Annotated in this window: 19 protein-coding genes and 1 pseudogene; 10 read left to right on the plus strand and 10 right to left on the minus strand. The window is 67.6% G+C overall.

Annotation, left to right across the window (positions count from 1 at the left end):
• The first annotated feature begins 4 nt into the window (after positions 1-4).
• Positions 5-850 (plus strand): tetratricopeptide repeat protein, encoded by an 846-nt coding sequence (locus tag AC3WLY_RS15540; protein ID WP_175963810.1) that lies wholly within the window; start codon positions 5-7, stop codon positions 848-850.
• Positions 851-1072: 222 nt separating this feature from the next.
• Positions 1073-1603: a hypothetical protein gene (locus AC3WLY_RS15545; RefSeq protein ID WP_175963809.1), complete on the plus strand. Its 531-nt coding sequence runs from the start codon at positions 1073-1075 to the stop codon at positions 1601-1603.
• A gap of 434 nt (positions 1604-2037) precedes the next feature.
• Here AC3WLY_RS15545 and AC3WLY_RS15550 read toward each other — a convergent pair.
• From AC3WLY_RS15550 to AC3WLY_RS15560, 3 genes and pseudogenes are all read right to left on the minus strand, one after another.
• Positions 2038-2154, minus strand: a pseudogene (locus AC3WLY_RS15550) (type VI secretion system amidase effector protein Tae4); the annotation flags it as partial.
• 416 nt (positions 2155-2570) lie between these two features.
• A complete protein-coding gene (locus AC3WLY_RS15555; RefSeq protein WP_175963808.1) occupies positions 2571-3158 on the minus strand; it encodes a type VI secretion system amidase effector protein Tae4 in 588 nt (195 codons plus the stop codon).
• A complete protein-coding gene (locus AC3WLY_RS15560; protein ID WP_244137436.1) occupies positions 3134-3745 on the minus strand; it encodes a PAAR domain-containing protein in 612 nt (203 codons plus the stop codon). Before AC3WLY_RS15560 ends, AC3WLY_RS15555 begins: the two co-directional genes overlap by 25 nt.
• A gap of 470 nt (positions 3746-4215) precedes the next feature.
• On the opposite strand from AC3WLY_RS15560, the gene AC3WLY_RS15565 reads away from it, so the two are divergent.
• The 3 genes from AC3WLY_RS15565 (at position 4216) to AC3WLY_RS15575 (ending at position 6389) form a co-directional block, all read left to right on the plus strand.
• Complete coding sequence (locus tag AC3WLY_RS15565; protein WP_310135375.1) at positions 4216-5136, plus strand: biotin--[acetyl-CoA-carboxylase] ligase; 921 nt, start codon at positions 4216-4218, stop codon at positions 5134-5136.
• Positions 5133-5921 (plus strand): type III pantothenate kinase, encoded by a 789-nt coding sequence (locus tag AC3WLY_RS15570; RefSeq protein WP_310135379.1) that lies wholly within the window; start codon positions 5133-5135, stop codon positions 5919-5921. Before AC3WLY_RS15565 ends, AC3WLY_RS15570 begins: the two co-directional genes overlap by 4 nt.
• 225 nt (positions 5922-6146) lie before the next feature.
• The gene (locus tag AC3WLY_RS15575; protein ID WP_175963805.1) at positions 6147-6389 is read left to right on the plus strand and encodes a hypothetical protein; all 243 of its coding nucleotides are present in this window, start codon (positions 6147-6149) and stop codon (positions 6387-6389) included.
• Positions 6390-6405: 16 nt separating this feature from the next.
• Here AC3WLY_RS15575 and rfaE2 read toward each other — a convergent pair whose 3' ends face one another.
• From rfaE2 to AC3WLY_RS15605, 6 genes are all read right to left on the minus strand, one after another.
• Positions 6406-6891, minus strand: coding sequence for a D-glycero-beta-D-manno-heptose 1-phosphate adenylyltransferase (rfaE2, locus tag AC3WLY_RS15580; protein ID WP_072437326.1), 486 nt, complete (start codon positions 6889-6891; stop codon positions 6406-6408).
• A gap of 159 nt (positions 6892-7050) precedes the next feature.
• Complete coding sequence (locus AC3WLY_RS15585) at positions 7051-7929, minus strand: ferritin family protein (protein WP_034189181.1); 879 nt, start codon at positions 7927-7929, stop codon at positions 7051-7053.
• A gap of 459 nt (positions 7930-8388) precedes the next feature.
• Positions 8389-9615: a patatin-like phospholipase family protein gene (locus AC3WLY_RS15590; RefSeq protein ID WP_425133417.1), complete on the minus strand. Its 1227-nt coding sequence runs from the start codon at positions 9613-9615 to the stop codon at positions 8389-8391.
• Between the two features lie 26 nt (positions 9616-9641).
• Positions 9642-10391, minus strand: a complete 750-nt coding sequence (locus AC3WLY_RS15595; RefSeq protein ID WP_492310235.1) for a PhaM family polyhydroxyalkanoate granule multifunctional regulatory protein — start codon at positions 10389-10391, stop codon at positions 9642-9644.
• Positions 10392-10470: 79 nt separating this feature from the next.
• A complete protein-coding gene (locus AC3WLY_RS15600) occupies positions 10471-11298 on the minus strand; it encodes an enoyl-CoA hydratase/isomerase family protein (RefSeq protein WP_047899145.1) in 828 nt (275 codons plus the stop codon).
• 124 nt (positions 11299-11422) lie between these two features.
• Positions 11423-12415 carry a fumarylacetoacetate hydrolase family protein gene (locus tag AC3WLY_RS15605; RefSeq protein ID WP_072437331.1) on the minus strand — a complete coding sequence of 331 codons (993 nt, stop codon included), beginning with the start codon at positions 12413-12415 and terminating at the stop codon, positions 11423-11425.
• A gap of 129 nt (positions 12416-12544) precedes the next feature.
• On the opposite strand from AC3WLY_RS15605, the gene AC3WLY_RS15610 reads away from it, so the two are divergent.
• The 5 genes from AC3WLY_RS15610 to metH all read left to right on the plus strand — a co-directional run bounded on the left by AC3WLY_RS15610 (position 12545) and on the right by metH (position 19359).
• Positions 12545-13411 carry an IclR family transcriptional regulator gene (locus AC3WLY_RS15610; protein WP_175963800.1) on the plus strand — a complete coding sequence of 289 codons (867 nt, stop codon included), beginning with the start codon at positions 12545-12547 and terminating at the stop codon, positions 13409-13411.
• Between the two features lie 129 nt (positions 13412-13540).
• Positions 13541-14833, plus strand: a complete 1293-nt coding sequence (locus tag AC3WLY_RS15615) for a DUF3108 domain-containing protein (RefSeq protein WP_492310234.1) — start codon at positions 13541-13543, stop codon at positions 14831-14833.
• A gap of 241 nt (positions 14834-15074) precedes the next feature.
• Positions 15075-15332, plus strand: coding sequence for a BTH_I0359 family protein (locus AC3WLY_RS15620; protein ID WP_006477667.1), 258 nt, complete (start codon positions 15075-15077; stop codon positions 15330-15332).
• A 199-nt stretch (positions 15333-15531) separates the two neighbouring features.
• A complete protein-coding gene (locus tag AC3WLY_RS15625) occupies positions 15532-16599 on the plus strand; it encodes a homocysteine S-methyltransferase family protein (RefSeq protein WP_492310233.1) in 1068 nt (355 codons plus the stop codon).
• 42 nt (positions 16600-16641) lie between these two features.
• Positions 16642-19359, plus strand: a complete 2718-nt coding sequence (gene metH, locus AC3WLY_RS15630; RefSeq protein WP_425131620.1) for a methionine synthase — start codon at positions 16642-16644, stop codon at positions 19357-19359.
• Between the two features lie 112 nt (positions 19360-19471).
• On the opposite strand, the gene AC3WLY_RS15635 is transcribed toward metH, so the two are convergent.
• Entirely contained in the window at positions 19472-19795 is a 324-nt protein-coding gene (locus AC3WLY_RS15635; RefSeq protein WP_034179168.1) for a DUF1840 domain-containing protein, read from the minus strand.
• Positions 19796-19799: the final 4 nt, after the last annotated feature.

Here is a 19799-nt window from a genome sequence, read left to right on the forward strand (position 1 = left end):
CGCGATGCAACCGATCCGGACGATGCGGCCGGCCGAAACCGGCTTCGCCGCCGCCGCGCGGCGCCTGCTGCGCGCGAAACTCCCGCCGGCCGCGCTGCTCGCGGCGGCGGCCGTGACCGTCGCGGCCGTGGTAGCCGCGACCGGCTTGCGCGGCGCAGGCCCCGCGCCGAGCGCCGCGCAGCTCGACGAGTGGCAGGCGATGGTCACGCAGGCCACCGAGCCGCACGCGCTCGCGCAACTGCGCACGCTCGCGCGTCGCGGGTCGGGCGCCGCGCAGGCGGCGCTCGGCATCGCGCTCGTCGACGCGCGCGAACCGGGGCTGCGCGACGAGGGGCGCGGCTGGCTGGAAACCGCCGCGCAGGCGAACGGCAAGGCTGACGCACCGGCTGCGCGGCGCGCGCAGCTCGCGCTCGGCAAGGCACTGCTGCTCGGCAGCGGCGACATCCCGAAGGACTACGCACGCGCCCGCGCGCTGCTCGGCGAAGCGGCCGAACAGGGCGACCCGGCCGCCGCGTATTACCTCGGGCTGATCTATCGCAGCGGCTACGGCATCGCCGCCGATCCGGTGCAGGCCGCGCACTGGTTCGACGTCGCGTCGCGCGCGGACATCCCGGCCGCGGACTTCATGCTCGCGAACGCGTACCGCGACGGCAGCGGCGTGCCGCGCGACGAGGCGCGCGCGCTCGCGCTGTATCGCCGGGCCGCCGAACACGAGTTGCCGGAAGCCGTGCAGACGCTCGCGATGGCCTATCGCAACGGCGAGCTGGGGCTCCGGCCCGACGCGGACGAATTCCACGCGCAGTGGATCGAGACCGCGCATGCGCTGAAGCACCCGGTTGTCGCGCCATGACGGTTCTGCGGCACACGCGGGCGCAAACCGACCGCTCAGCGGCTGCGTGACGCGCCCGCCCCGACGGCCCGCGCATCGATCGCCCGGAAACGGAACCGATCGCGGGGCGCAGGCGAGCGCGCCGGTCGCCATGCCGCCAACCGGTCGAGCCGCGTCGGTCGATAGGCGTGTGACGATGCCTTAACATGCAGCCTCACAACAAAACCTGAGAGAACTGCATCCATGTCCGATCGCCTGCCCTGGCTTCGCGCCACCCTCGGCGCCGTCGCCGCCGCCCCGTTCGTCGCGCTCGCCGCACCGCCCGCCCATCCCGATATTTTCAACGCCGCGATCTGCAAGCCGCCGTTCACGTCGGATCTGATGGACGCGATCTACAACACCGTGAAGGCAACCGATCCGAAGCCGGACGAGTCGATGCTGGGCGCCGCGGTCTTTCGCCTGCCGGAGCCGATCCGCCGGGACGGCTTCACGACGCAGAACGTCGTGTTCACCAGTACCGGGATCGGCGTGCTCGTCGAAGGCGAAGTCGCCGGCGAACTCGCGCAGCACTACCAGCTCGCCCCCGAGAAGGGCCACCTGCTGGGCGCGTCGTCCGTCGGCTATTCGCGCCGGCTGACGGTCCGCGGCCCGGGTGGCGCGCTGATTCTCGTGTCGGCCCGCCAGGGCCCGGCGCTGAAGGGCAGGACGCTGCTTGCCTGCGAAATGACGTCCGAGGAAGACATCAAGGCGCTGGAGCCGATGGAAAAACATTGAGCCGTTTGGCGGGGCGCCGGTAAACGATCGCCCCGTCATTGCGAGCAGCGCTAAAGCAAACGGGACACGTAAGGTTCAAGATAAAGCAGACCCGCGAGTATGGTCCCGATTCCGAGCGCTGCACTCCATCTTTTGCATGACCAACGCCGATACGCTATTGCATTGACAACGCAGAAGAACACCGCTGGCGCAAACAAGTACGTAAAAAAAAGCAGCCCTTGCCACCACGACATCGGGCATTTGTCGATCTCGTAGCATCCACGCGCCGGCGTGCCTGAAGTTTCCGGCCATCTTATAAGGCTGTATGCATCAAGGTAGAGCCAAGTCAATAGCAAGCCCCCGAAGATTCCAGAAAGCGTAATCGCGAATCGCTTCACTCGATCTCCCAAAACCAGATTGAATTCGATCTCCCGAAATCGGAATAGCTGAGGCTTGATCAGAATTCTCCCAATACTCGGCTGCCCACCGAGCGGCCTGACCAGCTTCGACGAAAACGACTTCATGTCGACACCGACACGATGCAGGGCAACACTCACGCGAATTGCACATTGGTATGCGCTGAAGCATCCGGTTGTCGCGACGTGATGCGATGGTTCTTCGGCTCGCTCGGCTGGCGCGAGCCATCGGGACAAGGGCGGCCTGACGCGCACGACCTAACGCCCCGCTCATCGATCGCCGTCAGGCGGAATCGGTTGCGGGGCATGGGTGAGCGCACCTCAATCCCCTTTCCGCTTTTTTCTTTCCCGGTTTCGCCCCCATACACACCCACGCCAGCCGCCGATTACCGAGACCACAACCACAGATACAAACCAACCGGTAAAAAACAGGTTGGCGACTCGCGGGTGCGTATCGAACAGACTGCCTCTCCCCTGAAGAATCAAAACGCCGAACAGATACAACCCGCCCCAACAAACGAGCGTGGCCATGACCGAACCAGCAATTGCACCGATGGTGGATCCCAACAATTTCATTTGATCGGAAAGAACAAGATTTTTTTCGAAACACGAAAATCGGACCACAATCCTGGAATCACGATATTCCAGCGGGTTCGAATTCCAGTACCGAATCCCGTGAGTTTTTCGCCGTTCCATAGATCAATATGTCCGCCGCTTGCACTTCTCTCTGCCTCCCCGTCGCGAGTCCAGTAGCCGTCAAACATGATGATGCCAGTTCGCCCTTTGACCCTATCCCTCCAATTGTCTCCGGTGACGTTTTCCGCCCTCCCCAGACCCGCGAAAGGCTGTAGCCTCAGCCACTCCCCGAGTTCGTTGGCGCGCGTGGCGGTTGCTTTTCCATTCAAGAGGATTCGCCCGATGCTCGACTGACCACCAAGCGGCTTGACCAGTTTCGACGAAAAAGACTTCATTTCGATGCCAACGCGGTGAAAGGTGACGCTTATGCGAATGGCGCATTGATTGGTATAAGCCGGATTCTTATAGGGATTGCCCGACGGGTAGGCGTCCCACAGTTCCTTGAATGTTACCGCCCTCAGTTGCACACCCTTGATTGAATCGAGCGTCGTGTTCGTTCTTACCGTTGTCGGGCTGTTTGGCATGGCGTCCAGTCCTTGTGGGCAAGCGCATCCTCGCCCCAATATATTTGGTAACTCCCGGAGATCTCGGTATGGATTCGGGGCAACCGACCGTTGGTATCGACGCGCCCGGCGATCGTGCGCCCATCGGCCATTTCGATCAAATACGGATAATTCTGCGGCAGCGTGGTGCCAATGCAGACGCGCACCTGTTCGTCATAGGTTGGAGCAGCGTCAGATCGTGTCGCGACGGTATGCTTTTTTTCATCGACCTCTGCAATTCGTCGGTTTTTCTCAGCGGCTGTTGCAGCTTGTGACGTCAGAATCATCTTCATGCCACGCTCGGCATAAAAGACGGGAGGCGGACTACATCCGCATACATTGACATCGCCGCTCAATGCCCACTGCTGACCATTGGGCCCCGTACCAGGCAAACGCGGACCTTCCGGCGCGATGAACCCTTCCTGTTTGCAAGCCGCGCAGTAGGTTTTCATGTAGAGCGTGGCGATCTGCACGCGCGGGGGTGGATTGGAACATGTGACGAACTCCAGCCCTTCCGTAATCACGGCGTTACCGCCCCGGTCGCCTTTGGCGAGGAAATAACGAATCACGCAGCCTCGCCTCGAAACGTCGCGCCCGAACGCTTCGTATCCGTATAAAGACGAACCGTTCCCGATTCGATGACTGTCTTATCGCCAGCCCGGATACGCCGGCCGCTTTCCGCAGCAAGCCGACAGATAACCGTAAAAGAAGATGCTGGCGACTCTTGCCCGTTGCTCATCTGGATTCCCCGTCGTCAATGGTTGGCATCCAAAATGCCCAATCAGAACAAGGGAATCAATCAGACGAATTCGAAATCCTAATCAATTTATATGAGTCGACTATGTTTTTCCCATCTCCCGACAAGAGCGGGCCGAACTTCATTTAGCTTGACGATGCACTTCCGCTTGAATACGCGGCGCCTTCGCTTGGCGGCAACGAAATTCGCGCCAACGCGCCGCGACGATCCAAGCAAGCGCCCCGACAAACGCCTCCCCGCTTCCCGACGCGCCCCCCGCCCCCTGTCGCTACAATAGCCACCATGAACGCCCCCACCTCCTCCGACACGCCCGATTCCGGCGACGCGCACATCGCGCGCAACCGGCTCGACGCGCACCTGGACGCCGCGCCGCGTGCGTGGCCGCTCGACATCGTCGCCGCCACCGGCTCGACCAACGCCGACGTCGCGACGCGGCTCAAGGCGCTGCCGCGCAGCGCGAACGCATTGCCCGCGCCGCTCGTGCGCGTCGCGTTCGAGCAGACGGCCGGCCGCGGCCGGCAGGGCCGCCCGTGGTTCGCGCAGCCCGGCAACGCGCTGCTGTGCTCGGTCGGCTGCATCGTGCCGCGCGCCGTCGACGCGCTCGGCGGCCTCAGCATCGCGATCGGCGTCGCGCTCGCCGAAGGGCTGGCCACGCTGCCGCTCGACGCCCGCATGCGCGTCGCGCTCAAATGGCCGAACGACCTGCTGCTGATGGCCACCGACGACGGCACGCCGCGCATCGTCGGCAAGCTCGCCGGGATCCTGATCGAAACCGTGTGGACCACCGCCGGCGCGACCGCCGTCGTGATCGGCTTCGGCATCAACGTGCGCGGCGCGGAGGCCGTCGCCGCGCAGGTCGACGCGCTGCGCGCGCGCGACGCGACGCTCGCGAGCGGGCTGCCGCCTGCCGCGCTGTCGATCGCGTGCGCATCGGCCAACCTCACCGATACGCTCGCCGCGTCGCTGAACGCGCTCACGCCCGCGCTCGCGCAGTTCGGCGCCGACGGGCTCGCGCCGTTCCTGCCGCGCTGGCACGCGCTGCACGCGTACGCGGGGCGCGAAGTCGTGCTGCTCGAACAGGGCGTCGAACGCGCGCGCGGCATCGCGACCGGTATCGATGCGACCGGCCAGTTGCTGCTCGACACGCCGAACGGCGTGCAGGCGATCGCGGCCGGCGACGTGTCGCTGCGCGAAGCACAATGAACGAGCCGTACCTGCTGATCGACGCCGGCAACAGCCGGATCAAGTGGGCGCTCGCCGATGCGCAGCGCACGCTTGTCCAGACCGGCGCGTTCGGCCACGCACGCGACGGCGGCGGCGATCCCGACTGGTCGAACCTGCCGCGTCCGCGCGGCGCATGGATCTCGAACGTCGCGGGCGCCGACGTGGCCGCACGAATCGACGCGCTGCTCGACGCGCGCTGGCCCGGCCTGCCGCGCACGACGATACGCTCGCGCCCCGCGCAATGCGGCGTGACGAACGGCTATACGACGCCCGAACAGCTCGGCAGCGACCGCTGGGCCGGCCTGATCGGCGCACATGCAGCCTTTCCGGGCGAGCACCTGCTGATCGCGACGTTCGGCACCGCGACGACGCTCGAGGCGCTGCGCGCGGACGGCCGCTTCACGGGCGGGCTGATCGCGCCGGGCTGGGCGCTGATGATGCGCGCGCTCGGCACGCACACCGCGCAGTTGCCGACGCTCACCACCGACATCGCGAGCGGCCTGCTCGCAGGTGCGCAGGCCGAGCCGTTTCAGGTCGATACACCGCGTTCGCTGTCGGCAGGCTGCCTGTACGCGCAGGCGGGGCTGATCGAACGCGCGTGGCGCGATCTCGCCGATGCATGGCAGGCACCCGTGCGGCTCGTGCTGGCAGGCGGCGCGGCGGACGAGGTCGCGCGCGCGCTGACGCTGCCGCATACGCGGCACGACGCGTTGATCCTGTCCGGGCTCGCGCTGATTGCCGCGGAAGCGGCAGCGCAGAATTGACGGAGTTACGTCGGCTTCGCCGTCTCGCCGACGGTATCGGCGCATGCCGGTGCAGGATTTCGTCGCGGGAACGTTGGGGGAACGCGCCGCTGCAAGCGGCCCGCCGCCCGCGAGGCAAAGGCCGCACACGGGTTGCCTGACTGTTGAGAACAGTCACGGAAACGACGAAAAAGCCGGCCATGCGGCCGGCCCGACTGAACGACTGAACGAAAAGGAGTTTCGACGATGCTGCGCTGGCTGATCGCTGTTCTCTTTCTCGCCAACATGCTTGCGTTCGTGGTGGCGCGCGGCGTGTTCGGGCCGCTGCCGGCAGCCGGCCCGCGCGAACCGGGCGTGCTGTCGCGGCAGGTGCAGCCCGATGCGCTGCGCGTGACGCCGCTGGCGCAGGCGACCGACCAGCCCGCCGTCGGCGGCCCGATCGCGCCGGCGGCCGTCACGGCCGAGCCGCTCGCGGCATCCGCGCCCTGACGGCACCGGCCCGCGCTCAGGACTGCTGCGCGCGGACCTTCTTCAGCAACGCGGTGGTCGAGCGGTCGTGCTCGAACGGAATCGCCAGCGCGCGGCCGCCCCAGCCGCGCACGAGCGCCGATTCCGGCAGCGCATCCATGTCGTAGTCGCCGCCCTTCACGAGGATGTCCGGACGGATGGCCTCGATCAGCGACACCGGCGTCTGTTCCTCGAACTTCACGACCCAGTCGACGCTTTCCAGCGCCGCGAGCAGCGCCGCGCGATCGTCCTCGCGGTTGATCGGCCGGTCGTCGCCCTTGCCGAGCATGCGCACCGACGCATCGCAGTTCACGCCGACGATCAGGCACGCGCCGAGCGCTTTCGCGTCGGCGAGATACGTGACGTGGCCGCGATGCAGGATGTCGAATACGCCGTTGGTGAACACGACGGGCGACGGCAGCGACGCGCGCAGGGCGACGAGGGCGTCGCGGGTGATCAGCTTGCGTTCGAAGGTGGCGGACATGATGGAGATCGGACGGAATGGACGATGGCGCGTGCGGCAGACCCGGCGGCGACGCCAGATAAAAAGCCCGCCGGACCGGCCGGGCGGGCTTCATGCAACGGACGCGGAACGGCGCAACGCGGCCGGCGCGATTCACGCCGGCAGCGGCGCCTGCCGGCCTCAGGCCGGCTGCGCGGCCGACGACGGGCCGCTTTCGGCCTGCAGGCGGCCGGTGACTTCCTTGCGATAGCGGTTCAGTTCCTGCGCGGTCGCGAACGTGCGCTCGAACAGGATCGACAGGTTGTGCAGGATGCGCTCGACGACCTTCTTTTCCCACTCGCCGTCGAAACGGATCTGCTCGTCGAGCCAGCGCTCGAGCCATTCCGGATCGGGCAGGCGCGACTGCACGGTGTCGCGCGGGAACAGCGCCTGGTTCACGTGCAGGTTGGTCGGGTGCAGCGGCTTCTCGGTGCGGCGCGCCGACGCCATCAACACGCCGATCTTCGCGAACGCGGCACGCGCGACGTCGCCGCAGTTGTTCAGCGCCTTCTTCATGTAGCGCAGGTACGCGCCGCCGTGGCGCGCTTCATCGCGCGAGATCGTTTCGTAGATCTGCTTGATGACGGGCTCGGTGTGCCAGTCGGCCGCGCAGCGGTACCAGTGGTTCAGGCGGATCTCGCCGCAGAAGTGCAGCATCAGCGTCTCGAGCGGCGGCGCCGGATCGAACTGGAAGCGCACCGCGTGCAGCTCCTCTTCGGTCGGCACCATGTCCGGCTTGAAGCGGCGCAGGTATTCCATCAGCACGAGCGAATGCTTCTGCTCCTCGAAGAACCACACGCTCATGAACGCGGAAAAGTCGCTGTCGTGCTGGTTGTCGCGCAGGAACATTTCCGTCGCGGGCAGCGCCGACCATTCGGTGATCGCGTTCATCTTGATCGTCTTCGCCTGCTCGTCGGTGAGCAGCGAAGCGTCGAACTTGTCCCACGGAATGTCCTTCTCCATGTCCCAGCGGACGGCTTCGAGCGACCTGTAAAGTTCCGGATAAAGCATCGTGTTCATGATGGTCCCACCCCTGTTCTGCGCAATGCGACTTCTCTAAACGTGACTGTTGCTGCGAAAGCGCGCCAAGCGCGCTTTTTGCAGCCAAGACTGTAATTTTACGCGTGAAACCGACCGACCGGACGCTGATTCCACGTCCGGCAGCCGGGCGGCCGCGCCGCCGCCGTTGGGCACGCCGCAGCCACGCTCCGTTCGAACGGAACCGGCCGCGCTTGCCTGAGTGGGGGGCCGGCGCTGGCCGGCTCGTTGGCGAGCCTGCCCCCAGGCGGGTTCCCCGTAGGGTCCCGTGCGGATGCCGGATCGGCGGGCTGCTCGATGTGGTGTATACGGCGGCGGCCATGATATCACGCGTGTATGACGCTTCCGAGACGCCTGCCCGGTCGCGCCCCGCCAATCCCGGTGCGGCGATCGGTCGCGCCCGACCGTCGCAAAAACGCAACCGCGCGCCATCTGCGCGCATCAGACCCGTATTTCGCCCGTCGCGAGCCCGTCTTCCGGCGGCGTGCCGGCTGCCGGCGCGCTGCCGCCGTCCGCCTGCGCGATCCAGCCGGCGAGCGTGTCGCGCTGCGCGCGCCCGTCGCCGTAGCCGAGCTCGATCAGTTCGCGCGTGAACGCCTCCTCGAACAGCAGGTAGCTCGCGAACGACGCGCCGGCCGGCTGGCTGCCGCCGACCGCGCCGAGCAGCCCGCGCATCGCGGCCGGCATCTGCTTCAGGTGCTTCGCGGCGATCAGCTCGATCCGCTCGGACGGCGCGATCGCGAGCACGTCGACGTGCCGCCAGCCGCTATCGACCTCGACCTGGTGCGGCAGGTGCTCGATCATCCGGTTGATGTGCTCGATCCGCTCGATGTCCGAGCCGATCGAGTCGAGGAACACGCTCGCAAGCACCTGCTGGCCGATCTGCGCGAGCGACGGGTAGCCGCGCACGCGGCCGGCGCCGTTCGCGGCCGGAATCTCGGGCCGCGGGTCGGCCGCGCCGACGACGACGATCCGGTGCGCGCCGAAGTGGATCGCCGGCGACAGCGGCGCGATCTGCCGGATCGAACCGTCGCCGAAGTACTCGATCTGCCCGTCGAGCACGAGCGGCACGGCCGGGAACACGAACGGAATCGCCGACGACGCGAGCAGGTGCGACGCCGACAGATCGACGAGCCGCGCGGTGCGCTGCGCGCGCCGCCACGCCTGGATCGGTTCGGCCGCCTGGTAGAACGTGAGGTGCCGGCCGCTCGAATAACTGAGCGCCGTCACCGCGAGCGCGTGCAGCAGGCGCGCCTCGAGCATCTGTTCGATCCGGTGGAAGCTCAGTTCGCGCTGCAACAGGTGCGCGAGCGGCGCGTTGTCGAGCAGCCCGCGCGGCGAACGGCGGGCCGCCCAGCCGAACGTCATCGTCGCGAGCCAGCGCGCGCCGGCGGCCGCGATGCCGAGCCAGTCGGTGCGGTACACGTAGTCGGGGCGCAGGTGCTCCCAGAATTCGAGCAGGCGGCGCACGCCGTGGGAAAAGTCGTCCGCGTGGCTCGCGATCGACGTCGCGTTGATCGCGCCGGCCGACGAGCCGCACACGACCGCGAACGGCAGCGTGTGCCGGTCCGGATCGGCCTCGAGCGCGATCTCGGCCAGCGCCTTCAGCACGCCGACCTGGTAGGCGGCACGCGCGCCGCCTCCCATCAGAACGAGCGCGAGCCGCATGATCGACCTGCTCTAACTGTGCCGCGTCACGTCGAGCGCTTCGGCGGACGGGTTTCGGGCGACGAAGCGGCCGCCGCGCTCGCCGCGGCCGAGCCGGCCGGCTTCGCGCGCTTCGCGGCGGGCTTGCGCGGCCTGGCGGCGGCCCGTGCCGGCTTCGCGGCCTGCTCCGGCGGGGCGGCCGCGTCCGGCGGCACGTCGCCTGCCGCCGCGGGCTGCATGCCCGGCTGCGCCATCGCGAGGCTCGCGAGCTGGTTGAACTGCGACTGCAGCAGGTTCCACCAGCCGGCCGGGTCGAATGCCTGCTGTGCGTCGTCGCCTGCCGGCGGCGCATCCTCGGCGTCCGTCGGCGTCGGCGCATCGCCCGGCGACGCCGACGCGGCTTTCGCCGCCTGCGCCGCGGCGATGGCCGCTTCCTCGGCCGCCGACATCGAGCTTTGCGCGAACGCGCCGAACGCGCGCAGCGTCGCAAGCGTCGCGCGCTGCACCTCGAGCGCCTGGATCGCGGACTGCAGCATCCCGAGATTGAGCTTCAGCCATTGCTCGACCGCGCGCAGATCGGTGATCCGCTTGTCGAGTTCCTCGACGCTCGTGAGCGGCGCCATCATGTCGGACATGCTCGACAGCGACGGCGGCAGCCCATGCGTGGCGCCCGGAAACGACGTCATCCCGCCGAACGGCGACATCCGCATCATGTCCCACATCCGGTCCATCATGTCGGCGGGCTTGAAGCCGGCAAAGCCGGCGAAAGGGTTGGCGCCGGAGGCATCGGTCGTCATACGGGCATCCTGGTTGACTGGGGGAGCGAGGCGGCCGCCATGCGTCGCGCAGCCGCGCGTGGTTCGATCATAGCGCGCGTCAGAACGGCGCGTCGCCGGGGAAGTCGGGCGGACGCCGCTCGCGCAGCGAGCGGATGCCTTCCTGCACGTCGGGCCCCGAGAAGCCCATGAATTCGAGCGCGAGCGACGTGTCGAAGGTCGGCCCGGCCGTGCGCAGCCAGTTGTTCAGCGCGTACTTGGTCCAGCGGATCGCCGACTGCGAACCGTGCGCGAGACGCTCGGCCACTTCGTATGCCTTCGGCAGCAGGTCGGCGGGCTCGACCGCGAGCGATACCAGCCCGATCCGCTCGGCCTCCGCGCCGCTCACGGGCTCGCACAGCAGCAGGTAGTACTTCGCCTTCGCCATCCCGCACAGCAGCGGCCACACGATCGCCGCGTGGTCGCCGGCCGCGACGCCGAGCCGCGTATGGCCGTCGATGATGCGTGCATCCTTCGCGGCGATCGAGATGTCGGCGAGCAGCCCGGCGACGAGCCCCGCGCCGACGGCCGGCCCGTGCATCGCCGACACGATCGGCTTGCTGCAGTTGATCACGTTGTAGACGAGGTCGCGCGCCTCGCGCCACACGCGGGCGCGCACGTCGAAGTCGTTCGCCATGTCCTCGACGAGCGCGAGATCGCCGCCCGCCGAAAAACCCTTGCCTTCGCCGCGGATCACCGCGACGCGCGTGTCGGGATCGCGGTCGACGTCGCGCCAGATGTCGGCGAGCTCGCGATGCATGCGCGCGTTCGCGGTCGCGAGGCCGCTGCGGTTCGCGCCCTCGCCGCTCATCACGATGTCGAGCACGCCATGGTCGCGGCGCGTCACCTTCAGTGCTTCGTAACCGCCGTACGCGGCGAGATCGGCCATGCGCCTGCTCCTTGCTCGAGGCTCTTGAATCGAGTGTAGCCAAGCCCGCGCGGGCAAACATCAGGCGAAACCCGGCGCGCGGGCCGGAGCCGGGTTTCGCGCGGGCGCTGCGTGCCCGCGTGACTTACGCCGCGCCGTCGGGCGGTGCGACCGACTGCTCGATCGCGCCGAAGATCGACTTGCCGGCCGCGTCGAACATCTCGATGCGCACGGTGTCGCCGTAGCGCATGAATTCGGTCTGCGGCGCGCCCTGCTCGATCGTCTCGAGGCAGCGCTTCTCGGCGATGCAGCAGTAGCCGCGCTTCGCATCCTTGTTCGACACCGTGCCCGAACCGACGATCGAGCCGGCGCGCAGGTTGCGCGTCTTCGCCGCGTGCGCGACCAGCTGGCCGAAGTGGAACACCATGTCGGTGCCCGCATCGGGCTGGCCAACCTTCCTGCCGTTCCAGTGGACGATCATCGGCCGGTGCACGCGGCCTTCGCGCCATTCGTCGCCGAGCTCGTCGGGCGTCACGGCGACCGGCGCGAACGCGGTGGCCGGCTTGCTCTGGAAGAAGCCAAAGCCCTTCGCGAGCTCGGCGGGAATCAGGTTGCGCAGCGACACGTCGTTCACGAGCGTGACGAGCCGCACGGCCTTCAGCGCGTCGTCGGGCGATGCGCTCATCGGCACGTCGCCGGTGATCACCGCGACTTCCGCCTCGAAATCGATGCCCCATTCCTCGGACGGGCACACGACGTCGTCGCGGGGCCCCAGGAAATCGTCGCTGCCGCCCTGGTACATCAGCGGATCGGTCCAGAACTCGGGCGGCATCTCTGCGCCGCGCGCGCGGCGCACGAGCTCGACGTGGTTCACGTACGCGGAGCCGTCGGCCCACTGGAACGCGCGCGGCAGCGGCGCCATGCAGCTGGCCGGATCGAACGAGAACGCGTTGCGCGCGCGGCCGTGGTTCAGCGCGTCGTACAGGTCGCGCAGCTGCGGCGCGTAGAACGCCCAGTCGTCGAGGACGCGCTGCAGCGTCGGCGCGATCGCGTCGGCGATCGCCGCGGTGTGCAGGTCGCGCGACACGACGATCAGCTGGCCGTCGCGCGTGCCGTCCTTCAGCGAAGCAAGTTTCATAAGGGGAATCTGCCGTTGTAGTGACGATGGAGGGAATCTATTTTACGATGGTGAATCCATGCGGCGCGCCACGATCGCGCACGCCGTTTTCGCCCCGATCCTTGCCGCATTTTCGCGCACCCGCTGCCCATGCCCGCCAGCCCGCTTCCCGACGACGATCTCGCCGACTCCGACACCGACGACGCCGCTTCCGGCGAGCACGGCGAGAAGGTCCGTTCCGGCATCCAGTCGATCGAGGTCGGCTTCCGCCTGCTCGACGTGCTGACGAGCGAGCCGCGCGCGATGATGCTGCGCGACCTCGCACAGCGCGCGGGCATGAGTCCTGCGAAGGCGCACCGCTACCTGGTCAGCTTTTCGCGGCTCGGCGTCGTGTCGCAGGACCCCGTGTCGGGCCGCTACGAGCTCGGCGGCTTCGCGCTGCAGATGGGGCTCGCGCGGCTCGCGCGCGTCGACGGCGTGAAGCTCGCGCGGATCGCGCTGACCGAATTCCGCGACCGCCTCGACCAGACGGTCGGCATCGCGGTGTGGGGCAACCAGGGGCCGACGATCGTGCACTGGATGGAATCGAGCCATCCGGCGAAGGCGTCGCTGAAGCTCGGCGACGTGATGCCGCTGCTCGGTTCCGCGACCGGGCTGCTGTTCGCCGCATACCTGCCGCGCAGCAAGACCGCCGCGATGCTCGAGCGCGAACTCGCCGATACGCGCCGCTCGCCGCATCACGGCGGCCCGCGCACGCTCGACGAAGTCGACGCGGTGCTCGCCGACGTGCGCGAGCACGAGGCCGCGCGCGTCGAAGGGATGCTGCTGCCGACGATTCACGCGTTCTGCATGCCCGTGTTCGATGCCGTCGGCGAACTCGCGCTCGCGATCGTCGCGCTCGGCCAGGAAGGCTCGTTCGACATTGCGTGGGGCGGCGAGATCGACACCGCGCTGCGCGCGTGCGCGCGGAAACTGTCTTACGAACTCGGCTATAGTCCCGACGCGCGCGGCGCCTGACGCGCGCGAGACGCCCCGATACACCCCGGTACACGCCGCACACCGCGAACGCGCGGCGCCTCCGACGGTCCGATTCCTGTGGCGCGCGCTGCGCGCCCGATGTCACGCGACCACCCCGACCCCGTTCCGATGCCCATGCAGCCTGCCGACATCCGCCCGCGTCACGCCCTGCCCCGCCGCTGGCTGCGCGTGGGCGTCGCGCTCGTCGTCGTGCTGGTGCTGCACGCGCTCGCCGCGATCTGGCTGATGCGCAATCGCGAATCGTTCACGCCGCCCGCGCCCGCCGAGGTCCCCGTGCAGATCGAGCTGCTGAAGCCGCAACCGATCGAGCGCCAGCCCGCGCCCGCGCCGGCCGAGCCGAAGCCGGCCGAGCATCCGGCGGCCCCCGCGGCGGCCACGCCCAAGGCCGCCGCACCGAAGCCCGCACCGTCGCCCGAGCCGGTCCTCACGTCGACGCAGACGGCCGAGCACGGCGAGCCGCCGCCGGCTGCCGCGTCCGCGGCGAGCGGCATACCGGGTGCATCGGGTGCATCGGGCGCGCACGCCGCATCGGCCGCCGGCGCCAGCAGCGCCGCGACGCCGGGCCCCGCGGCCAGCGGCGTGAAGTTCGCCGCGCCGCCGTCCGGCGACCTGCAGTACGACACGTTCTACAACGGGATGCAGAACATGATCGGCACGATCCACTGGCGCACCGACGGGCACACCTACGACCTGTCGGTATCGATGCCCGTGCCGTTCGTCGGCCCGTTCACTTATCGCAGCGAAGGCCGCATCGACGCGTTCGGCGTCGCGCCCGACCGTTACGTCGAGAAGCGCGGCAAGCGGCCGGAAGACATCGCGATCTTCAACCGCGAGATCCGGCAGGTCGTGTTCACGCGCACGCCGAACAACGCGCCGCTGCCCGACGGCGTGCAGGACCGCTTCAGCATGCTGATGCAGTTGTCGGGGCTCTTGCGCGGCAACCCGTCCGCCTACAAGCCGGGCGTCACGCAGCAGTTCTTCGTGATCGACAACAACAGCGGCGAGACCTGGCCGATCACGGTGATCGGCGACGAGCAGGTGCAGACGCAGGCCGGCATCATCGACGCGCGGCATTTCATGCGCCTGCCGCGCCGCGACGGCGACACGCGCCGCATCGACATGTGGCTCGCGCCGTCGCTCGGCTGGCTGCCCGCGCGGCTCGTGCAGAGCGAACCGAACGGCGCGCAGATCGAGCTGCTGTGGCACGGCCGGCTCGCAGCGCCGGCCACGCCGTCCGATGCCGCACCGGCAGGCAGCGCAACGAACGCGCCCTCCGGCGCAGCAACGCCCGAGGCATCATCCGCACCGTCCGCGGAACCGGCACAACCCGCGCCGCCTGCCACCGTGCAACCGCCCGCGCAACCGGCCGCACCGCCGGCGTCGTCGCCTATCACACAGTGAACGCTCATGGATCGGCAATTTCGACCGATTACAGATTTCCGCGAAATGGCCGATGACACTCTTTAACAACTATTTCAGTACACCGGCAGACAATAAGAAACGTTTCATAGACATCGGCTTCTAACCGATACACCCCACGCAACGGGAACGGGGTGTGCTGCGCAAGCCCCTTGAAACCGGCAAGGCTCGCCCCACCTAGGGGACAACAAGGCCAGATGCCACTGCGAAGAGGAGTGCCGCCATGCAAATGATCTACAACAGCCCCAACTACTGCGTCGTCGAATTTGCGCCGCAGGCCGGCCATCATCTGATGAATGCCGGCGGATACGAAATCGTCGACAAGAACGCGCAGCGCGAGATCTTCATCGACGGCGAACTTGCCGAACGCTTTCGCGCACACGTGAAGCAACTGATCGAGGATGAACCGTCGCTCGACGAAGTCGACGAATTCCTCGGGCAATTCGACAGCCTGATGATGATGCCCGTCGTGCTGCACTGACGACCCGCGGCCCGGCGCCTCGCGGCCGGGCCATTCGCCGCGCCCCGACGCGGCACCCGCGAGCACTCCGATCATGCCCCCGTCCGGTTCGCCGGCGGGGGCTTTCATTTGGCGGGCGCCCCGGCCGGCGCGAGGCCGGGCGGCGGCCAGGCGCACCGGCTACAATGACGGTTTTCCCGTCTTCGCCGGTCCTCCGCCCATGTCTGCGACTCCTCTCGCCGCTTCCGTCCCGCTCGACGCGCCCTACACGCGCGGCGCCGAACTGCCCGCGCTGCTGAAATCGCGCATCCTGATCCTCGACGGCGCGATGGGCACGATGATCCAGCGCTACAAGCTCGACGAAGCCGCGTATCGCGGCGAGCGCTTCAAGGATTTCCCGCGCGACATCAAGGGCAACAACGAGCTGCTGTCGCTCACGCAGCCGCAGATCATCCGCGAGATCCACGACCAGTACTTCGCGGCCGGCGCCGACATCGTCGAAACCAATACGTTCGGCGCGACGACGGTCGCGCAGGCCGACTACGGGATGGAAGATCTCGTCGTCGAGATGAACGTCGAATCGGCGAAGCTCGCGCGCGAATCGGCCGCGAAATACGCGACGCCCGACAAACCGCGCTTCGTCGCGGGCGCGATCGGGCCGACGCCGAAAACGGCGAGCATCTCGCCGGACGTCAACGATCCGGGCGCCCGCAACGTCACGTTCGACGAGCTGCGCGACGCGTACTACCAGCAGGCGAAGGCGCTGCTCGACGGCGGCGTCGACCTGTTCCTCGTCGAGACGATCTTCGACACGCTGAACGCGAAAGCCGCGCTGTTCGCGCTCGACGAGCTGTTCGAGGACACCGGCGAGCGCCTGCCGATCATGATCTCGGGCACCGTCACCGATGCGTCGGGCCGGATCCTGTCGGGCCAGACGGTCGAGGCGTTCTGGAATTCGCTGCGCCACGCGAAGCCGCTCACGTTCGGCCTGAACTGCGCGCTCGGCGCGGCGCTGATGCGCCCGTACATCGCCGAGCTCGCGAAGCTGTGCGACACCTACGTGTCGTGCTACCCGAACGCGGGCCTGCCGAACCCGATGAGCGACACCGGCTTCGACGAAACGCCGGACGTCACGTCGGGCCTGCTGAAGGAATTCGCGCAGGCCGGGCTCGTGAACCTCGCGGGCGGCTGCTGCGGCACGACGCCCGAGCACATCGCCGAGATCGCGAAGGCGCTCGCCGACGTGAAGCCGCGCCGCTGGCCGAACCAGTACAGCGACAACGCCTGACCCGACCGCCCCACGCCCTTCATTACACGAATTCGCACCGCCATGACCGATCACATGATGCGCCTTGCCGGCCTCGAGCCGTTCAACGTCACGTCCGGAACGCTCTTCATCAACGTCGGTGAACGCACCAACGTCACCGGCTCGAAGGCGTTCGCGCGGATGATCCTCAACGGCCAGTTCGACGAGGCGCTCGCCGTCGCGCGCCAGCAGGTCGAGAACGGCGCGCAGGTGATCGACATCAACATGGACGAGGCGATGCTCGATTCGAAGGCGGCGATGGTGCGCTTCCTGAACCTGATCGCGTCGGAGCCGGACATCGCGCGCGTGCCGATCATGATCGACTCGTCGAAATGGGAAGTGATCGAGGCCGGCCTCAAGTGCGTGCAGGGCAAGGCGATCGTGAACTCGATCTCGCTGAAGGAAGGCGAGGAAGCGTTCCGCCGCCACGCGAACCTGATCCGCCGCTACGGCGCGGCCGCCGTCGTGATGGCGTTCGACGAGAAGGGCCAGGCCGATACGTACGCGCGCAAGACCGAGATCTGCAAGCGCTCGTACGACTTCCTCGTGAACGAAGTCGGCTTCCCGCCGGAAGACATCATCTTCGACCCGAACATCTTCGCGGTCGCGACCGGCATCGAGGAGCACAACAACTACGCGGTCGACTTCATCGAGGCGACCCGCTGGATCAAGCAGAACCTGCCGTACGCGAAGGTGAGCGGCGGCGTGTCGAACGTGTCGTTCTCGTTCCGCGGCAACGATCCGGTGCGCGAGGCGATCCACACCGTGTTCCTGTATCACGCGATCCAGGCCGGGATGGACATGGGCATCGTGAACGCCGGCCAGCTCGGCGTGTACGCCGACCTCGACGCCGAGCTGCGCGAGCGCGTCGAGGACGTGATCCTGAACCGCCGCGCCGATTCCACCGACCGCCTGCTCGAGATCGCCGACAAGTTCAAGGCGGGCGGCGCGAAGAAGGAAGAGAACCTCGAGTGGCGCAACCAGCCGGTCGAGAAACGGCTCTCGCATGCGCTCGTGCACGGCATCACGACGTTCATCGTCGAGGACACCGAAGAAGTGCGCGCGAAGATCGACGCGGCCGGCGGCCGTCCGATCAACGTGATCGAAGGCCCGCTGATGGACGGGATGAACATCGTCGGCGACCTGTTCGGCCAGGGCAAGATGTTCCTGCCGCAGGTCGTGAAGTCGGCGCGCGTGATGAAACAGGCCGTCGCGCACCTGATCCCGTTCATCGAGGAAGAGAAGCGCCTGCTCGCGGAAGCGGGCGGCGACGTGCGTGCAAAGGGCAAGATCGTCATCGCGACCGTGAAGGGCGACGTGCACGACATCGGCAAGAACATCGTGTCGGTCGTGCTCCAGTGCAACAACTTCGAAGTGGTCAACATGGGCGTGATGGTTCCGTGCAACGAGATCCTCGCGAAGGCGAAGGTCGAGGGCGCGGACATCATCGGGCTGTCGGGCCTCATCACGCCGAGCCTCGAGGAAATGGCGTACGTCGCGTCCGAAATGCAGCGCGACGACTACTTCCGCGTGAAGAAGATCCCGCTGCTGATCGGCGGCGCGACCACGTCGCGCGTGCACACGGCCGTGAAGATCGCGCCGCACTACGAGGGCCCGGTCGTCTACGTGCCCGACGCGTCGCGCTCGGTGTCGGTCGCGTCGAGCCTGCTGTCCGACGAAGGCGCGACGAAGTATCTCGACGAGTTGAAGTCCGACTACGAACGCATTCGCGACCAGCACGCGAACCGCAAGGCGCAGCCGATGGTCACGCTCGCCGAGGCGCGCGCGAACAAGACGAAGATCGACTGGGCCGGCTACGCGCCCGTGAAGCCGAAGTTCATCGGCCGCCGCGTGTTCAAGAACTACGACCTGAACGAACTCGCGAACTACATCGACTGGGGGCCGTTCTTCCAGACGTGGGACCTGGCTGGCCCGTACCCGGCGATCCTGAACGACGAGATCGTCGGCGAATCGGCGCGGCGCGTGTTCTCCGACGCGAAATCGATGCTCGCGCGCCTGATCCAGGGCCGCTGGCTGAGCGCGAACGGCGTGATCGCGCTGCTGCCGGCGAACACCGTGAACGACGACGACATCGAGATCTACAGCGACGAATCGCGCTCGGAAGTGCTGCTCACGTGGCGCAACCTGCGCCAGCAGAGCGTGCGCCCGGTGGTCGACGGCGTGATGCGGCCGAACCGCTCGCTCGCCGACTTCATCGCGCCGAAGGACTCGGGCGTTGCCGACTACATCGGCATGTTCGCCGTGACGGCCGGCCTCGGCGTCGACGTGAAGGAAAAACAGTTCGAAGCCGACCACGACGACTACAGCGCGATCATGCTGAAGGCGCTCGCCGACCGTTTCGCGGAAGCGTTCGCCGAGGCGATGCATGCGCGCGTGCGACGCGAGCTGTGGGGCTACGCGAGCGGCGAGACGCTCGACAACGACGCGCTGATCGCGGAAAAGTACGCAGGCATCCGCCCGGCGCCCGGCTACCCGGCCTGCCCCGACCACCTCGTGAAACGCGACATGTTCGACGTGCTGCACGCGGACGAGATCGGCATGAGCGTGACCGACTCGCTGGCGATGCTGCCGGCCGCAAGCGTATCGGGCTTCTACCTCGCGCATCCGGACAGCCGCTATTTCTCGGTCGGCAAAATCGGGCAGGATCAACTCGAGGATTACGCGCGGCGCATGGCGCTGTCGCTCGACGACGCGCGCCGCGCGCTCGCGCCGCAGCTCTGATCGATGCGGACGGGCGGCCGACCGCCCGTTTGGTCAGACAAAAAGAAAAAGCCCGCTCGGAAGCGGGCTTTTTCCTGCCTTGCTAACCTTTCGTACTGCCGGGCAACGAAGCTCAGAAGCCCCAGTGCACGTCGGCTTCGCCGGCTTTCGCCTCGCGCAGCATCGTGAGGAACGGCGCGACACGCTGGGCCAGGCTCGGCGGCACTTCGTGGTGCGCGTGATCGGCTTCGTCCTCGTGGAAGTGGCCGGCGTGCTCGGCGCGCGCCTGCTTCGCCTGCGCGACTGCGCCTTCCAGCTTCGCGATCGCGTGGTCCAGCTCGTCGTGCGTAATCACACCGCGCTCGCCCAGCTGCTTGCCGACGAGGCCCAGCACATACACGGCGAAATCCTTCAGCACGTCGAGATCCTGTGCCGCCTTGCTCTTGAACGTAATCATGACA

This window comes from Burkholderia sp. FW306-1C-G01B, from assembly GCF_058781685.1.